Source organism: Chryseobacterium electrogenes, assembly GCF_053553015.1.
In genome coordinates this window covers 1,364,071-1,381,518 of the sequence record NZ_JBNPPB010000002.1, presented here as the reverse complement: position 1 = coordinate 1,381,518, position 17,448 = coordinate 1,364,071, and the positions used below count along the sequence as shown (strand labels likewise).

The 17,448-nt window shown below is 33.4% G+C and carries 18 protein-coding genes; 9 read left to right on the top strand and 9 right to left on the bottom strand.

Annotated elements, in window-relative coordinates; genetic code table 11:
• The first annotated feature begins 3 nt into the window (after positions 1-3).
• From ACQQ6V_RS06380 to ACQQ6V_RS06360, 5 genes are all read left to right on the top strand, one after another.
• On the top strand, positions 4-1,242 hold the full coding sequence (locus ACQQ6V_RS06380) for a TCR/Tet family MFS transporter (protein WP_448844715.1): 1,239 nt from the start codon (positions 4-6) through the stop codon (positions 1,240-1,242).
• 70 nt (positions 1,243-1,312) lie between these two features.
• Positions 1,313-1,636 carry a Sec-independent protein translocase subunit TatA/TatB gene (locus tag ACQQ6V_RS06375; RefSeq protein ID WP_448844714.1) on the top strand — a complete coding sequence of 108 codons (324 nt, stop codon included), beginning with the start codon at positions 1,313-1,315 and terminating at the stop codon, positions 1,634-1,636.
• 3 nt (positions 1,637-1,639) lie between these two features.
• On the top strand, positions 1,640-2,209 hold the full coding sequence (locus ACQQ6V_RS06370) for a phosphatase PAP2 family protein (protein WP_448844713.1): 570 nt from the start codon (positions 1,640-1,642) through the stop codon (positions 2,207-2,209).
• A 175-nt stretch (positions 2,210-2,384) separates the two neighbouring features.
• Positions 2,385-2,711, top strand: a complete 327-nt coding sequence (locus ACQQ6V_RS06365; RefSeq protein WP_448844712.1) for a PadR family transcriptional regulator — start codon at positions 2,385-2,387, stop codon at positions 2,709-2,711.
• Positions 2,708-3,427 carry a hypothetical protein gene (locus ACQQ6V_RS06360; RefSeq protein WP_448844711.1) on the top strand — a complete coding sequence of 240 codons (720 nt, stop codon included), beginning with the start codon at positions 2,708-2,710 and terminating at the stop codon, positions 3,425-3,427. The genes ACQQ6V_RS06365 and ACQQ6V_RS06360 overlap by 4 nt, the downstream gene beginning before the upstream one ends.
• A gap of 1 nt (position 3,428) precedes the next feature.
• On the opposite strand, the gene ACQQ6V_RS06355 is transcribed toward ACQQ6V_RS06360, so the two are convergent.
• The gene (locus tag ACQQ6V_RS06355) at positions 3,429-3,902 is read right to left on the bottom strand and encodes a 23S rRNA (pseudouridine(1915)-N(3))-methyltransferase RlmH (protein ID WP_448844710.1); all 474 of its coding nucleotides are present in this window, start codon (positions 3,900-3,902) and stop codon (positions 3,429-3,431) included.
• 29 nt (positions 3,903-3,931) lie between these two features.
• Between ACQQ6V_RS06355 and ACQQ6V_RS06350 the strand changes: the two genes are divergently transcribed.
• Positions 3,932-4,894: a YihY/virulence factor BrkB family protein gene (locus tag ACQQ6V_RS06350; protein ID WP_448844709.1), complete on the top strand. Its 963-nt coding sequence runs from the start codon at positions 3,932-3,934 to the stop codon at positions 4,892-4,894.
• Here ACQQ6V_RS06350 and nhaA read toward each other — a convergent pair.
• The 6 genes from nhaA to ACQQ6V_RS06320 form a co-directional block, all read right to left on the bottom strand.
• Positions 4,891-6,063, bottom strand: a complete 1,173-nt coding sequence (nhaA, locus tag ACQQ6V_RS06345) for a Na+/H+ antiporter NhaA (RefSeq protein WP_448844708.1) — start codon at positions 6,061-6,063, stop codon at positions 4,891-4,893. The two genes, ACQQ6V_RS06350 and nhaA, sit on opposite strands and share 4 nt — an antisense overlap.
• A 165-nt stretch (positions 6,064-6,228) precedes the next feature.
• Complete coding sequence (locus ACQQ6V_RS06340; RefSeq protein WP_448844707.1) at positions 6,229-8,436, bottom strand: RelA/SpoT family protein; 2,208 nt, start codon at positions 8,434-8,436, stop codon at positions 6,229-6,231.
• Positions 8,437-8,556: 120 nt separating this feature from the next.
• Positions 8,557-10,212: a gliding motility-associated ABC transporter substrate-binding protein GldG gene (gene gldG / locus ACQQ6V_RS06335; protein ID WP_448844706.1), complete on the bottom strand. Its 1,656-nt coding sequence runs from the start codon at positions 10,210-10,212 to the stop codon at positions 8,557-8,559.
• 31 nt (positions 10,213-10,243) lie between these two features.
• The gene (locus ACQQ6V_RS06330) at positions 10,244-10,972 is read right to left on the bottom strand and encodes an ABC transporter permease subunit (RefSeq protein WP_448844705.1); all 729 of its coding nucleotides are present in this window, start codon (positions 10,970-10,972) and stop codon (positions 10,244-10,246) included.
• Positions 10,973-10,987: 15 nt separating this feature from the next.
• The gene (locus tag ACQQ6V_RS06325; RefSeq protein WP_448844704.1) at positions 10,988-11,533 is read right to left on the bottom strand and encodes a CopD family protein; all 546 of its coding nucleotides are present in this window, start codon (positions 11,531-11,533) and stop codon (positions 10,988-10,990) included.
• A gap of 59 nt (positions 11,534-11,592) precedes the next feature.
• A complete protein-coding gene (locus ACQQ6V_RS06320) occupies positions 11,593-12,414 on the bottom strand; it encodes an SAM hydrolase/SAM-dependent halogenase family protein (RefSeq protein WP_448844703.1) in 822 nt (273 codons plus the stop codon).
• 105 nt (positions 12,415-12,519) lie between these two features.
• Between ACQQ6V_RS06320 and ACQQ6V_RS06315 the strand changes: the two genes are divergently transcribed.
• The 3 genes from ACQQ6V_RS06315 to ACQQ6V_RS06305 all read left to right on the top strand — a co-directional run bounded on the left by ACQQ6V_RS06315 (position 12,520) and on the right by ACQQ6V_RS06305 (position 15,076).
• On the top strand, positions 12,520-13,479 hold the full coding sequence (locus tag ACQQ6V_RS06315; protein ID WP_448844702.1) for a PhoH family protein: 960 nt from the start codon (positions 12,520-12,522) through the stop codon (positions 13,477-13,479).
• A 129-nt stretch (positions 13,480-13,608) separates the two neighbouring features.
• Positions 13,609-14,136, top strand: coding sequence for a hypothetical protein (locus ACQQ6V_RS06310; RefSeq protein WP_448844701.1), 528 nt, complete (start codon positions 13,609-13,611; stop codon positions 14,134-14,136).
• A 346-nt stretch (positions 14,137-14,482) separates the two neighbouring features.
• Positions 14,483-15,076, top strand: a complete 594-nt coding sequence (locus ACQQ6V_RS06305; protein WP_448844700.1) for an outer membrane protein — start codon at positions 14,483-14,485, stop codon at positions 15,074-15,076.
• Positions 15,077-15,197: 121 nt separating this feature from the next.
• Here ACQQ6V_RS06305 and ACQQ6V_RS06300 read toward each other — a convergent pair whose 3' ends face one another.
• A complete protein-coding gene (locus ACQQ6V_RS06300) occupies positions 15,198-15,470 on the bottom strand; it encodes a TM2 domain-containing protein (protein WP_448844699.1) in 273 nt (90 codons plus the stop codon).
• Positions 15,471-15,504: 34 nt separating this feature from the next.
• Positions 15,505-16,869 (bottom strand): signal recognition particle protein, encoded by a 1,365-nt coding sequence (ffh, locus tag ACQQ6V_RS06295; RefSeq protein ID WP_448844698.1) that lies wholly within the window; start codon positions 16,867-16,869, stop codon positions 15,505-15,507.
• Positions 16,870-17,448: the final 579 nt, after the last annotated feature.

Here is a 17,448-nt window from a genome sequence, read left to right as displayed (position 1 = left end):
TGCATGAAAAAAAATCAAAAATCCGCAGCAATAGGCTTCATCTTTATTACCTTACTTATAGATATTACAGGTTGGGGTATCATTATTCCTGTTATTCCAAAATTAATTCAAGAGCTTATTCATGCCGATGTCAGTGAGGCTGCGCGTTATGGAGGCTGGTTAGGCACATTGTATGCAGTGATGCAGTTTTTATTTGCGGCTGTATTAGGAGGGCTGAGTGACAAATATGGACGGCGTCCTATTATCTTGGCATCATTATTAGGCTTTGCTATTAATTTTTATATTCAGGCAATTGCACCGACGATATTTTGGCTTTTCGTTGGCCGAATATTTTCTGGGATTACTGGTGCAAGTATTACCACCGCAAGTGCCTATATTGCTGATATATCTACCGATGAAGATCGAGCCAAAAACTTTGGACTCGTGGGCGCAGCCTTTGGAGTCGGTTTTATAATAGGGCCAGTTATTGGTGGGATTTTAGGGCAATATGGGGCAAGAGTTCCATTTTATGCCGCTTCGGGGTTATGTCTAGTCAATTTTCTGTACGGCCTTTTTGTATTGCCAGAAAGTCTTTCTAAGGAAAACCGAAGACCGTTTAATTGGAAACGCGCCAATCCAATAGGATCTTTATTGCAATTAAGAAAACATCCAGAATTGTTAGGATTAATTTCTGCATTGATATTGGTTTATATTGCAAGTCATGCCATGCAGAGTAATTGGACATTTTTTACGATGTACAAATTTGGTTGGTCAGAGCGATTAATTGGTATTTCTCTTGGGATTACAGGATTAATGGCGGCGCTAGTGCAAGGGGTGTTAATCCGTTATACGCAACCAAAATTAGGAAATGAAAGAAGTATTTATTACGGATTAATGCTATATTCTATAGGAATGTTGTTGTTGGCTTTTGCGAGCGAAAGTTGGATGCTTTTTGCATTTTTAGTTCCTTATGGCTTAGGTGGTATATGTGGCCCAGCATTACAATCTGTTATTTCTGCTCAGGTTCCTAATAACGAACAAGGTGAGCTGCAAGGAGCTTTGGCAAGTTTACTGAGCTTGACTTCTATTGTTGGGCCACCGCTTATGGCTAATATTTTTTATTATTTTACACATGATAATGCTCCGTTTAAGTTTGCGGGTGCACCATTTTTTTTAGGTTTTATATTAATGGGGATCAGCGCTTTTGTGGCATATTTTAGTTTTGCTAAAAATAAAAGGCTTAAAGATAAAAATACACCTTAGATTTAGGTTTTAAGAAATATTTAAGTCAATCGTTAATGTTGAAGTTCAATATGTTTTGTAAATTTGCACAATGGAATTAAGTTTAGGAGAAATGTTAGTGATTGCACTAGCTATCGTAGTTCTTTTTGGACCAGATAAGCTACCCGAAATTGCGCGTGGCTTAGGGCAGGGTGTACGCAAGATGCGTGGCGCCGTAGAAGATATTAAAACTGAAATCATGAAGGAAACAGATAATCCTGTTGCCGAAATTAAAAGAGAAATTGATAAAGTGAAACAATCTGCTCAAGATTTTAATCCACTTAATGACCTGAAAAAATCTGAATCCTTAGAGCCAGAAGAGCCTAAAGTGACTCCAGCAGAAGATGATACGCACGAAGGTCCAGTTAGCAGATAATTTATGCAAGAGTTTATCAATGGAGACAGAGAACTTTTATTATTTCTTAATGGATTAGGAAGTCCAACTTATGACCATATATGGTTGATGTTGACGGATAAATGGATTTGGGTTCCGTTGTACGTGATTCTTTTATATTTGATCTATAAGAGTTATAAACTTCGATCTTTTATTTTTATCATTATTTTTGTGGCGATTGGTATTGCAATTTCTGATCAGTTGGCTAATATTTTCAAAAACGGAATTGCCAGACTAAGACCTTGCCATGACGAAGAATTAATGTCAAAAATGAGATTAGTAATCTGCGGCGGAAAATATGGATTCTATTCTGCGCACGCTGCAACAAGTTTTTTTGTAGCTACATTAATGACAATTTTGTTAAAAGACCGTTACCGATTTTTCCCTTATTTTATTTTCCTGTGGGCGATATTGATCTCGTATAGTAGAATTTATTTAGGTGTTCATTTTCCTTTTGATGTAGGATTTGGTGCTCTTGTAGGGACATTATTGGGTGGTTTTATTGCAACATTAAGTCTTAATGTGATCGCTAAACAAAAACTCAATTCTATTTGATTTTAAGATATTTTTTCAATTTATATACAGACGATGCTCATAAAGTATCGTTTTTTTTTGTTAAATAATTGATGCATAAGAAAATTATGTATATATTTGATATGTGTAAGAAAGTTAGGTATTGATGGAATTATATCTTCAAAGTTTTGTTTAAATTTCTTCGCACAACATCATTATGAAAAAAAAGAATGCTTTATACAAAGGCACTTTACAAAATATAATTTTGAAGCTTTTGGCTTCTGAGACTAAAATGTATGGTTATCAATTAACGCAACGCGCCAAAGAATTAACCAAAGGAGAGTTAGAAATGACGGAAGGAGCCTTGTATCCTTTGTTGCATAAATTAGAACATGATGCAATGATTTTCTCTGAAATTCAAAATGTTGCTGGACGTGATCGCAAATATTATTTCCTCACCGAAAAAGGTAAAAAACAACAGCAAGTCCAAGAAGAAGAGATGAAGTCTTACCTCATTAACCTTAATACTATTTTTAATATATGATGACCGCAGACCAAAAGAATGAAGTTACAGAGTTCTTAGTTTCCAAGCAATTTTCCTTAGATATTTTGGTGGAAGTTAGAGATCATATGTTTGCCCAGATTGAAGATCTTCTGGATGAACAATTAGATTTTGAAACAGCGTTCAATATTGTTAAAACCTCATGGGAAAAGGATCTACGACTTGTGTATAGAATTAATATTCCGTTGAAGAAAATAAGTGTTTTTCAAAGAAATATAGAGCGAAAAGTTAATGGCAATATTATCAAAAGATCGGTACTTTATTTTTTGATGTTGCTTATTTTTTCTGTTGTTTTAACTTTGGTGGATAAGAAAGCCGGATCTCGATTTTTATTTCTTTTGGATAGTATTTTGTTGATTGTCAGTGTTTTTATGGCATTTAGGTATTTTAAGGTATGGAGGAGTGCAAGTAATCGAGATAAGCGGAAAATTAGCATTTATCAACGTGGTAGCATGATTCTTTTGCTTTCTGGATTTTATATTTTGATCTATAACTTTATCGGCTTTGATGATCGTTTCGATGCTTACTATCAAGGTTTGGTGCAATTGACTGGAGGTCAGTCTATTGAGTATAATAGTATTTGGAATTTTATCATGATCTATGTTTTTATCTTAACTTGGATGATTGGGGTTAATTATTTCCTCAACTACAAAAAATCGGTTAAAGATCTTACGTGTCAGATTGGGTTTAAGTTATAAATTAATCGTTATGATAAGGCTTTCCTTGTAAGATTGTGGACGCACGATAGATCTGTTCTACAAAAAATAATCTGATCATCTGATGCGTAAAAGTCATCTTGGATAATGATATTTTTTCGTTGGCAAGGGCATATATTTCATCAGAAAATCCATAGGCACCACCGACTAAGAAATTGATTTTTTTAACAGAACTTCCCATCCAGAAATCTATTTTTTGAGAAAACTCTCGGCTGGTAAATTGCTTTCCTTTTTCGTCTAAGAGAATGTTAATATCTGTATTGTCAATTTGGTTTTTGAACAATTTAGCTTCTTCTTTTTTTAAAGAATCAGGCGTTAGATTTTTAACATTCTTGATGTCTGGCAATTCTATCAGGTTGAAATTCCAGTGTTTTGGTAATCTCGGGATGTAATATTGTGTAAGATTGGTGATTTCTTTGTCATCGGTCTTCCCGATGCAGATTAAATTAATTCGCATTTGTTATCTTTGTTTCGCAAATGAATGTTATGACTAAAAAATTACCCAAATTTATCACAAAAATCCGAGATTTTCTAAACCAGATTATAATTCCGGGGTTGGGTATTTCTTTTTATCAGATGATGGCGGTTTATTTTGATGGTGTTTTCAACAAACCTTTGGGCAGGCAGGCGGCGAGTATATCGTGGAGTTTCTTCTTAAGTCTTTTTCCGTTCATTCTTTTTGTCTTGTCTATTTTACCTTATATGCCGCATTATGATAAGCTTCAATTTTATATTTTCGAAGTGTTGATGCACAACGTTTTCCCGTCGCATATGCAGGAGGATGTGAGCAATTATATACAAAAAAGTATTATTCCTAACATGAAAAGTATTAGTAATCTTACGATTGTTATGGTTTTTATTTTTGCGACTAATGGCGCTTATTCATTGATTAATGGTTTTAATCATAATACTGAACTTAAACGTGGTTTTTTCAAAGGTTATCTATTGGCAATGGGGATTACATTGTCTTTTATTGCGCTTATTATGTTTTCTTTGTTTGGGGTTTATTACAGCGAAGTAGTTCTGAAACTGTTTACGCCAGAATATAATATCAGTTGGTTGGTAGATAATTTGTCCAAAATTATCAGTTTTATTTCTTTCCCATTGCTTTATTTTATCCTTTTAACCTTATTCTACTGGGTAGGTTGTCTTAAGATTACTAAATTTCGAGAAGCTGTTCCTGGCGCTATTTTAACCACAACTTTATTTGTCGCCTTAACGTATTTTTTCGCCATTTATGTTGCTAATATTGCACGTTATAACGTATTGTATGGCTCAATTGGATCGATAATTTTGGTCATGGTTTGGGTTAATATTAATGTGATGTTAGTACTGTTGGGTAACGAACTTAATCTAGCCATTAAAAAAGTCAAACTTGATAAAATCATCCAGGAAGAAATGCATGTGCAACGTTATTCTGACGAATATTATTTAGAAAATCGAGATTAGATTATTGAGTTATTTTTTTTTGAGGTCAAATGTAAAATACTATATCCTAAAGCACCAGAAACCAAAGAAGCCAACAAAATTGAAATTTTTGCTTCATCCTGGATGTCAATCTGATTAGGGAATGATAACAACGATATAAAAATAGACATCGTAAATCCAATTCCAGCCAAAAATCCTACACCAATAATCTGTGACCACTGACTATTTTCGGGCAAAGTGCTTATCTTTAGTTTGATAGCGATATATGATAAAAGATTGATGCCTATAACTTTCCCAATGACTAATCCTCCAAAAATACCTAAGCTTAAAGGATTAATTAATGTTGAAAATATCTCTGGATTAATATGGATATTAGTATTTGCAAAAGCAAAAATCGGCATAATAATAAAACTGACTGGTATATGCAGGTTATGTTCTAATTTTTCTAAAGGTGAAATGTTGGTTTTTTCATTATTAATAGGAATACAAAATGCCAATATTACACCAGCAATCGTAGCATGGATCCCAGAATGATGCATAAAATACCATAATAAAATCCCTGGAATAATGTAGAAAACCAGCTTGGTAATTTTCAATCGGTTAAATAAAAATAGAAGAGCTATGATCCCTGCGCAAACTGCTAAATATAGCCAATTGATTTCGTTGGTATAAAAAATAGCAATTACTAATATCGCACCCAAGTCATCTACAATGGCTAATGCAGCTAAGAAAACCTTAAGTGCAGTCGGAACTTTTTTACCTAATAAAGATAAAATTGCTAAAGAAAATGCAATGTCCGTTGCCATAGGAATTCCCCAACCAGATTGATAGTCTGTCTGATAAGTAATCCCGAAATAGATGAGCGCCGGAATTGCCATTCCGCCAACAGCTGCAAAGATAGGCAACGATGCTTTTTTGATATCTGATAATTCGCCGCCGATGATTTCTCTTTTAATTTCTAAACCAACTAACAGAAAGAAAATGGTCATTAATCCATCATTAATCCAAGAACTGAAACTGTATTTTAAATGAAGACTTTCTATGCCAATTTCGGTATTTAATAAAGTAGATAATCCCTCTGCTAAAGGAGAATTAGCAATGATTAAGGATAAAACTACGCACAAAATTAATAAGATACCAGCGGACTGACTTGATGAAAATAGTTTTTTTAAATATTGAGATAGAATCATGTTTTATTTTATTATGATTTTCTATATACTGACTTATTAGAATAGGCTCACTCTGATAGTACTTACTAAAAAGAATCCTCAGAGCGTGCCTGTCAATATATTTATATAAGACCTAATAGACTTTATATTAAATTCTATTTAGGAATTATATGGATAATCAATAATTTATATTCGTTTTACTTTATTAACGCCGTTAATAGATTTTAGTTGACGGAAAGTTTCTTCTAACTGAGATTTATTTTTAACCTCAAGGTTGATGCTTCCAGTAAAAATACCGTCGTTAGAAGCAATGCTCATGCTCTTCATATCAATGGACATGGAGTTACTTATTACTGCTGTAATATCGTTAATCATACCCATTCTATCGAGACCTTCGATTTCGATTTTCACACGGTTTTTAAAGCTTTCTGCATTAACCCACTTGGCAACCATAACACGATAGTCATAATTTGCACGAAGATTAATTGCATTGGGGCAGTTATCGTTATGGACTTTAATTCCGTCAGAAATTGTAATAAATCCAAAAATCTTGTCGCCAGGAATTACCGAGCAACATTTAGCAAAAGAATAATTAAGTTTTTCTTCATCTTTACCAAAAACAATCATGTCTAGATCCGTTTCTGGCGTATCGGTAATGTGAACGTTCTTTTGATTAGGTGATTTACGAAAACGTTGCAGTAGATTATTTATTAATCCTCGACTGTCAGAGTAACGCTTAAGGTCGCTCATCTCATAAGTCCCATCTTGGAAACCAATAAAAAGATCTTGCGACGTTTTAAGATTAAAAAATTTCTGAATTTTGTTAATTTCATCATCATTAAAGTTAAGCTTAGCATGGCGCATCTTGCGTTGCAGGATTTCTTTACCTTCTGCGGTGATGTTATTTTTCTCAGAGTTGAGAATATTTTTAATCTTAGATTTAGCTTTCGAAGTGACTACAATATCTAACCAATCTGCCTTTGGTCTTTGATTTTGGGAAGATATGATATCAATCTGATCTCCGTTTTGTAGTTTATAACTTATTGGGACTAATTTGCCATTAACTTTTGCGCCCAGACATTTCATGCCGAGATCTGTGTGTACAGAAAATGCAAAGTCTAGTGCTGTAGCACCAACAGGAAGAATTTTTATCTCGCCCTTGGGGGTAAATACGAAAACTTCTTTGGAGTAAAGGTTAAGCTTTATATTATCCAAAAGTTCTGATGTAGAAAGGTCTTGTTGTTGCTCTAGGACAGCTCTTATTTCTGTAACCCAACGGTCAAAATTCTGCTCGTCAGAGTTTTTGTTAAAGCCTTCTTTATATTTGTAATGGGCAGCAACACCTTTTTCTGCGATTTCATTCATACGCTCACTACGGATCTGTACTTCTATCCAGCGCTTGTCTGGTCCCATAACAGTAAGATGGAGACTTTCATAACCTGTAGAACGTGGTTGAGAGATCCAATCACGCATTCTGGATGGATTACTCTGGTAAAGATCTGTTACTATAGAATATATTTTCCAAGCGAGAAATTTTTCATTTTTAATATCAGATTTATATATAATCCTAATGGCATAATTATCAAAAACTTCCTCAAAAGTTACATTTTGCTTAAGCATTTTTCTATAAATAGAACTAATGGCTTTGGCACGACCTTTTATGGTGAAATTAAGATTTTCTTCATTTAACTGTTCAGAAACTTCTTTTTTAAACTCTTCAACATACTTTTCTCTACCACCTTTAGCGGATTCTAATTTGTTAAGAATCTCATTATAGACTTCAGGATTATTATATTTTAAAGAAAGGTCTTCTAACTCAGATTTGATATTGTAAAGTCCGAGACGATGAGCCATTGGCGCATAGATGTAAGCAGTTTCTGAGGCGATTTTTTTCTGCTTATCAGGGCGCATACTCTCTAGAGTACGCATATTGTGAAGTCTGTCCGCAATCTTTATTAAAATCACTCGGAAATCCTCTGACAAGGTCAATAGTAATTTTCTGTAATTTTCTGATTGTACCGAAATATTCTGGCTATTCATAACCGATATTTTGGTGAGGCCGTTAACAATACCTGCGATCTTTTTGCCGAAGATTTTTTCTAAATCATCGTAAGTATATTCTGAGTCTTCTATAACATCATGAAGCAAGGCACAAGCAATACTTGTTGCACCAAGTCCAATCTCATTAGCCACAATTTTTGCTACTTCTATCGGATGATAAATGTAGGGTTCTCCGGTTTTTCTGCGCTGGTCTTTGTGAGCGTCTAAGGCAATGTCAAACGCTTTTCTTATGAGCTTATTTTGCTCTTCATCCAATGTTCTGTACGTATTGGCAATAAGATCCTTGTAACGTGCAAGAATCTCTTTATTTTCTTTTTCTAAATCGTAAACCATTTGTGTAATTGGGCTATTTATCAATAACGAATATAGTAAAAAAATAGAATTTAATCAACTGTTTTCAGTAATATAATAACAAAAAAATGTCTGCATATTTTTGCAGACATTAATTATTATTTAAGAAAATTTCTTTTGTCGAAGCCAATAAAATAATCCTGCCAAAATACTAATAATAGCCAATGGTAAAAGTAGATTAAGCCACTGCCATTGTTGACGTTCTTCATTAATACGTTGCTTATCTAAGAGGCGCATTTCTATATTTCTATTTCTGAGTTGCATGAGATTAGAATCGTCCAATAAATAGTCTAAAGCGTTTCTTAAAAATTGCTCATTACCATAACGTTGTTGCGTGAGAAAGTCAAATCCCAATGGCATCGCTTGTCCCTTCATTATCTGATTTTTGGCAATGTCACCATCTGCAATTACAATCATTTTATTATCTGGGCTTGATGTTTTAAAGCCGGGGAAATTATTTTTTTCGCTTCTTGTAGAGTAGGCAGAAGAGAATTTCCCTTGAAGTGATACTGCAAAAATTTTCGGAGTGGTTGGTTGCTCTCGCTCGCCTAGACTATCTACATTAACCATTTCTGATAATGCAACATAGTTGGGTACTGTCTTTGCTGTTGTGCGATCACTAGACTCAAAAAGTACATTAGTCTTTATATTTTTTCTTCCCAATGTATCAATAGAAGTTGGAAATTCTAATTTTACAGGATTAATATTCTTGGTAATAGGATTATTTTTATTGCTCATGCCTAACGGGAAATAAGGCCACATAAGGCTTGTGTATTGTGGGTTTCCTGCAACTTCACCAGTTACTAATCTTAGCAAAGCTGATTGTTTCATATCTTTTACCAGACCTGCATTAATCCTAATACCATAGTTAAACATAAAATCTGTTAAGTTAAGATCAACAGGATAAGCCATTATTTTTTTTGATCGGAATAATGTATCCATTTCTGCATTTACTGCATCTAACATCCAAAGTGTTTTTCCGCCATTCATGATGTATTGATCCAAAATTACCTTTTCGTTATCTGTAAAAGGTTTTCTTGGTTTTGCAATAACCAGTGCGTCCATCTGTTTCAGTTGCGGTAGGTCGTCTAATGATAATTCGGTTTTGTTTTTTGGGATAATTGGCCCGATATTATAATTTTCTAATGCCATATCTACGAAGCTGGTAAATTCATTTTTACCTAATTCGTCTTGATTAACGAGAAAGCCTATGTTTTTTTTGTGCTCTTCCGTCATTGCCTTGATGTTAGATGCAAAGTTATATTCTAGGTTTTCTATGGATTTATTAAGCTGTTCTGCTGCGTCAATCCCAGATTGTTGTATGATTAATGGTAAAGAAAACCCAAAGTCGTCATACTTTATTGCTGCATAAGGAAATAAGGTGATATTAGACACTTTACCATCTTTAATATCTGGCAAAACGGATGGTTCCATGCCCATGGCTTGCAGCGTGTCCATTGGGATTTTTTCTGCAATAGGATCTCGGAATTTATAATCAATTTTAGGATTTATCTTTCGGAATTCATCCAAAAGAAATTTGGTTTCATTCTGTAATTGTTTAAAAGAAGCCGGAAAATCACCATCGAGATAGACTTCTATCATCATAGGTTTGTTAACCGATTTTAAGGTTTTAACGGTAGCGTCAGAGAGTGTGTAACGTTTCTCTTTAGTCAGGTCAAAGCGTTTGTAAAATACTCCAGAAGCGCCTAATATTAATACTAAGGCGAGAATTATATATATGATTTTATTTTTGTTCATGAGGCTGATTTCAAATTGAAATAGTGAGTTGTTATTTTTTCTTCCAAACAAAATATTGTGCTAATCCTAGGCATATCCCAATGATTAGTAAGAAATAAAACACATCTCTTGTATCTATTAATCCTCTTGTAAAGGATGTGAAATGTTGGTAAAAACCGATATTTTGTAAGATGAAATCTGCACTGCCAAGAAGTTTGTAACTTGCCAATTGTTCTATCCCGAAATAAAATATAAAGCAAGCTAATACTCCTATCAAAAATGCCATAATTTGGTTAGAAGAGATAGAAGATGCTAAAATCCCAATGGCAGAAAATCCACCGATTAAAATAATGAGCCCAACATAACTTCCTATGGTCATGCCATTGTCTATATTGCCTTCTGGGATACCCAAAACAAAAATGGTATAATAATAGACAATAGATGGGATGAGGCAAAGAATGCCAATTATCCAGACCGACAAAAATTTACCAGCAATTATTTCTGATATTTTTATAGGTTGAGAAAATAGCCATGATAATGTACCAGATTGTTGCTCTTCTGCCAGAGATCTCATACTAATAGCAGGTATAATAAACATCAGCAACCAAGGTGCTAGTACAAAAAAGCTTTGTAATGATGCGCTTCCGATATCGAAAAAGTTATAATTATTCTCAAAAAAGAATAAAAATAAAGCCGAAATTAGACTGAAAGCCGCAATGATAACCCATGCACTCCAATTGCCAAAGTAGGTCCAAAGTTCTTTTTTTAATAATGCAAACATAGTATATGAGGGAGGTTATTTTTTATTTTTATTAACGAGTTTTACAGTGCTCATAATGAGTATTACCACAACGAAAAATCCTAGTAATAATTGCCACCAATAATCAATAACCCAAGATTTTAGTATCACAGTAAAAACAACGGCAAATAATATGAAAGTTGCGATTTCGTTAATCTGTCTTAGTTTGATATTAGGAATAGGGAAGGTCTTTCCTTGTAGGTTTTGCATTAACTTAAGTTTTTTCCAGCACCAAGTATGATAGGCTAGAAGCCCAATTAGGAAGGTTAACTTAAGATGAAACCATGGCATTTTCATTAATCCTGCGTTAAGAAAAATCATTAATAATCCTGCAGTTAGCATGATACTACCAGCGGGAACAATGATGATATTCCATAATCTTTTTGCCATAAAAGCATATTGCTCACGAAGGATAGATTGTTTTGTTGTTTCGAAATCATCCGTGTCTTTATAGTAGACAAATAATCTTGCCAAATAAAAAATCCCAGCAAAATAACTTACCATAAATATAATATGTAAGGCTTTGATAATCGTGTATAACATAAGTTATCGAAAATTTATGCAAATATAATTCTTATTAATGTAATCTTATGAAGTCTTGGTTACTCAAATTCTATATAGATCTTTTCACCTCTATTCATTCCTAATAAAGAGTAAGCGCCATTATGAAGGCTTCCCTTGTAGATGGTAACTTCCAAGAGATCATTTTCGTTAAAAATTACGGCTGACTTCCCGTGAGATTCATGCTCGTTCTCCCATTGCTTGACAATATCGGTATATTGATCGTAGATTTTGGTTAGACCTATATTTCGGAATTTAATCACATAGCTCTCTGCATTTTTAGCATGTTTATCAAAAAACTTACGGCTAATGTTAGAAACAACGTTACCGAAATTGTCAATATACATCACCTCACCTATAATCATTTTATCATTGTAGACGGCTCTTGGGAAAGAATGGGTTTTTACATCCTTGATAGGTCTGCCAATAATTTCGGGTAATCCTCCTTGGTATAGATGCAGTGCTGCTGGTACAAAAATGTCAGTTGAAGTAAAGCTAATCACATCATCAAATCTATTATTAAGTGTTAACTCAAAAATATATTCTGGTTTGATATCGAAAAAGATAAGACTCATTAATCCATTGTCAGCACAAATGAAATAATGACCATCAACCTTGTAGAGTAGGTTTTTTCTATCTTTATGATAAAAGCTATCAACGCTAAGGATATGTATGCTACCTGTAGGAAAGTTTTTAAAAGCTCCTCTTACAATATAAGCTGCTTGCAAAAGGTTATAAGCCGTAATACCGTGTGTAATATCAACGATTTTTGCATTCTCATTTTGAGTTAATATTTTTCCTTTTATGGCGGCAACACGGTGGTCTATCAATCCATAATCTGATGTAAGGGTTATTACAGGCATCTCGAAACTTCTATTTTCTACAAAATTAATATAAATGTATCGTTGAGCACAATTAATTCATGAATCAATTGCTATATTTGTTATATAAACACTTACGACTAATATATGTTTGAAATTAATTATGAACTTTCTGGTATTGATACCAAGATCTTTTATGGTGTACAAAATCAATATTTTAATCTTATAAAATCTACTTTTCCTACGCTCAAGATTACAGGTCGAGATAATTATATTTTTGCGATGGGTAATCAGGAGACCTTAGATTTATTACGCGAGAGATTGGACGATATTGTCTCTTTCATATCTAAGCATAACTCTATTGATCTTAAGAATGTTGAAGCAATACTACGCTTGAAAAATGATGTCGAAAAACAATTGGTTTTTGATCAAGATATCATTGTAAAAGGCGTTAACGGAAAGGTTATAAAAGCCAAAACAGCTAACCTGAAAAAATTAGTAAAAACGTCTGAGAAAAAAGATATGATTTTTGCAATTGGGCCAGCAGGTACAGGTAAGACTTACACAAGTGTCGCTCTGGCTGTAAGAGCATTACGAGATAAGGAAGTTAAGCGTATTGTGTTAACAAGACCAGCAGTAGAAGCGGGAGAAAGTCTAGGCTTCTTACCTGGAGATCTTAAGGAAAAGTTAGATCCATATTTGCAACCACTATATGATGCTTTGCGAGATATGATTCCGCATGAGAAGTTAGAAGGTTTTATGGAGAAAAAAGTAATAGAAGTGGCGCCTTTGGCTTTTATGAGAGGGAGAACACTCGATGATGCTTTTGTAATTTTGGACGAAGCACAAAACACCACGCATTCTCAGATGAAAATGTTTCTTACCAGAATGGGGATGAACGCAAAATTTATTATCACAGGAGATCCTAGCCAAGTAGATTTACCTAAAAATCAACAATCTGGATTGCGTGAGTCTATGAGAATTTTGAAAGATATAGAAGAAATAGGATTTGTACACCTGGACGAAAACGATGTTGTACGTCACCCTGTTGTCAAAAAAATTATCGTTGCTTACAATCATGAAGATAAAAAAAATAGACAAGATTAATTCTTGTTGTCTGACTGGTGTTTTTTATTCTATTATTTTGATTATTTTTAGTATAAATTAAATTTATTGAGTTATAATGATTGATAATTAACTAAAATTTATATATTTGTTGTATTAAAAATTCAATAAATGAAAAAATTATTATTAATTGGTGCTTTGGCATTTTTTGGAGTAGTTAATGCTCAGACAGATGGTGGTTTTAAATTAGGAGCTCATATTGGGCTTCCTGTAGGAGATGCGAGCGATGGCTTGGATTTTAATGCAGGTGCAGATGTTGCTTATACGTGGAGAATTGCAGAAAATTTTGATTTAGGGATAACTACAGGTTATTCTCATTATTTTGGAAAAGATATCAAGATGGATGCAATTGTTTTTAATGGACAGGTAATATTACCCGCGACAACATATAATGTAGGTGGTGGAATAATTCCATTAGCAGCAACGGGGCAATATGGTTTTGATAAGTTCTTTGTTGGAGCAGATATTGGTTATGCTTTTTCTACAGGAAAGAACTCAGATGGAGGAGCTTTTTATTACCAGCCAAAAGTTGGTTATTCCTTAGATGTTAAAAATGACCTTTATTTTTCTTATAAAGGTATGAGTAAGGATGGTAGTACTCTTTCCTCAATTAATGTGGGGTACGCATATAAGTTCTAGAATTTACATTTAAAATATAGAAAGCTGCCAGTTTTGGTAGCTTTTTTTGTTGGTGTAGGTTAATTTTAGTTAAATAATAAGCGGTGAAGTATGTCTTAATTCTGTAATTTTTGTTTTGTAATATATCGCGTATATGCTTTTATAATTGATTTTTTTATAATTAAAAATAAAAAAAAATACATAGAATTTGTATTTGATGTATAGATTTTAAAATGTATAAAATATGTAATTTTTTGGCCTTTTTTTTTAATATTCTGATACTTGTCATTTTTAGCATTTTGTATATATTAATATAATGTTAAATTAATCTTAATATTTAATTTTGCGGTTCAAAAATTATTTCATTATGAAAAAGTTATTATTAGTAGGTGCTTTAGCACTTTTCAGCGCAGTAAATGCACAAATTGGTGAAGGGACAATGTTTATTTCAGGTAACGTAGGTTACAACGGACAAAAAGACAATAATAGCAAAGTTGAAACTGATAAGTTCTCAGTAGTTCCAACTTTTGGTTACTTCGTAGCTCCTAACTTAGCAGTAGGTCTAGGTGTAGGTTACAATTATAACTCAAGTGAAAATACAGCAGCTTTAGTAAAAGCTAAAACTTCAGCGTCTGCATTTGTAGTAGAGCCTTTCGTAAGAAAATACTGGAATGCTAGCGAAAAATTCTTATTATTTGGTCAATTATCAGTGCCAATGGCATTTGGTCAAACTAAAGTTGAACTAGGTAATAGTACTGCTAAAAATGATTTCACTTCTTACGGTGTTGTTGTTAAGCCAGGTATCGATTATATCGTTGCTCCTAACTGGACTATCGAAGCTTCAGTTGGTGAATTCGGTTACAGATCTGACAAGTTAAAAAATGCTGAAAGAGTAGAAAACTACAAATTCGGTGTTGACTTCGGTGCTGTTAATTTTGGAGTTAAATATCTTTTTAAATAAGATTTTTTATCAAAACAATATTGAAGAGTCATCATTAAGATGGCTCTTTTTTTTGTGATTTTAAATAAAAAAACTCTCAGAAAATATCTGAGAGTTATAAGGGGATTGGTTTTGATTTAAATTAAAACCATTCTTTTTTATTCTTCACATATAAGTTGTCAAATTCTTCATCAGATTTGGTTAGGTAAAGAATTCCTTCTATTAGTCCAATAATACTTGTTAATCCGCAAGTTACGAAGGTAAGTATTAATTGTATTACTCCAGCTTTTGTGTATCCAAGGTAAAATTTGTGCACGCCAAATGCTCCTAATAAAATAGCTAAAATACCAGCAGCAACCTTTTTTTCAGACTTATATGGTATCTGGTTGTTAAAATTTTCGTTTGTGTTTTCCATAATGTGTTTATAATTAGTTGTTTGTTATAGGTTTTTACTTCCCAAAAAGATTGCCACCAGCGCCAGGCATATTAGGCATTTTGCTCATCATCTGCATCATCTGCTTACCTTGAGGTCCTTGCATCATCTTCATCATTTTTCCCATTTGTTCAAATTGTTTCATCAATTGATTAACTTCTTCTAATTTTCTACCCGCACCTTTAGCGATACGTTGTTTTCTTGGGACATTTATGATTGATGGTCTTCTTCTCTCATCTGGTGTCATACTGTGGATGATGGCTTCAATATGTTTGAAGGCGTCATCGCTAATATCCACATCTTTAATTGCTTTGCCAACACCTGGGATCATACCCATAAGGTCTTTCATGTTACCCATTTTTTTGATTTGATTAATTTGTTTTAAGAAATCATCAAAACCAAATTCGTTTTTGGCAATTTTTTTATGAAGTTTTTTAGCTTCTTCTTCGTCAAACTGTTCTTGTGCTCTTTCTACTAAAGACACAACATCTCCCATCCCTAGTATTCTGTCTGCCATCCTTTCTGGGTAGAAAAGATCTAAAGCTTCCATTTTTTCTCCCGTTGAGATAAATTTGATAGGCTTATTAACAATAGATCTAATTGTTAATGCAGCTCCACCTCGTGTATCACCGTCTAACTTGGTTAATACAACACCATTATAGTTAAGAACATCATTAAAGGCTTTTGCAGTGTTTACCGCATCTTGCCCTGTCATAGAGTCAACAACAAAAAGTGTTTCTGTAGGTTTTACAGCTTGATGAACGTTTCTTATCTCGTTCATCATTTCTTGATCTATCGCAAGTCGCCCTGCAGTATCTATGATAACAACATCGTGGTTGTTTTGTTTCGCAAATTGAATCGCATTTTCAGAAATGTTAACTGGGTTAAGATTTCCGTCTTCTGTATATACAGGGATACCAGTCTGTCCTCCAAGTACTTTTAGCTGATCTATTGCGGCAGGTCTGTAAACATCACAAGCAACCAAAAGTGGTTTTTTGCTTCTTTTTTGTTTAAGATAATTAGCTAATTTACCAGAAAAAGTTGTCTTACCAGATCCTTGTAGTCCAGCAATTAAGATAATAGTTGGTTTGTCAGAAAGATTAATGCCTTCTTGTGTACCACCCATTAAATCTACCAATTCGTCATGGACGATTTTGGTCATAAGTTGCCCTGGTGTAAGAGAAGTCAAAACGTTTTCGCCAATGGCTTTGTCTTGTACTCTTTTGGTAAGATCTTTCGCTACTTTATAGTTAACATCGGCATCTACCAAGGCACGTCGGATTTCTTTAACAGTTTCGGCAACGTTAATTTCTGTAATCTTGCCACGTCCGGCGATATTATGTAGTGCTTTATCTAACTTGTCTTGTAAACTATTGAACATCTTGTATATATTAAAGTTGCAAAAATAATGATTTTATCTTAATAGGCTTGTAGCCGTTTGAAGAAATGTAGAAAAAATACGCTGTTCAGTCATTTGATCGTCATGATTACATTAACTGAAATGTTATTAAATTGAATGTTGAATATCTTATTTGTTTGATTATTAGTTTTTTATATTGCTTGGTGGCACTTTTTATTTTATACGAAAATATTTTAAAATAATTAATGAAAAGTATTAATTTCTATTCGCTTTAATAAGTAAGCATTTTTCTCTAACTTTCTAATTTAGTGAACATCACGTTAATAACTTCTATAAATATAAATAATGATTTTTAATAAACAATTTGTAATATTGATTTTGTTAACTTAATTAGCTTTACGGATTATAATTCTGAACTAATGGTTGTATAATATTTCTCTAATTAAAACCAATGTTTTTGTAGCTTTTTCATAGTCAGGAAAGTCGGGTAGTGTTGATGTTGTATTGTCAATTCATATTTTGTGTTAAATAGTGTAAATAAAAAAACCTAGCGGGAGGCTAGGGGTGGGATTATTGAGGTGAAATGCGGATTTTATATCT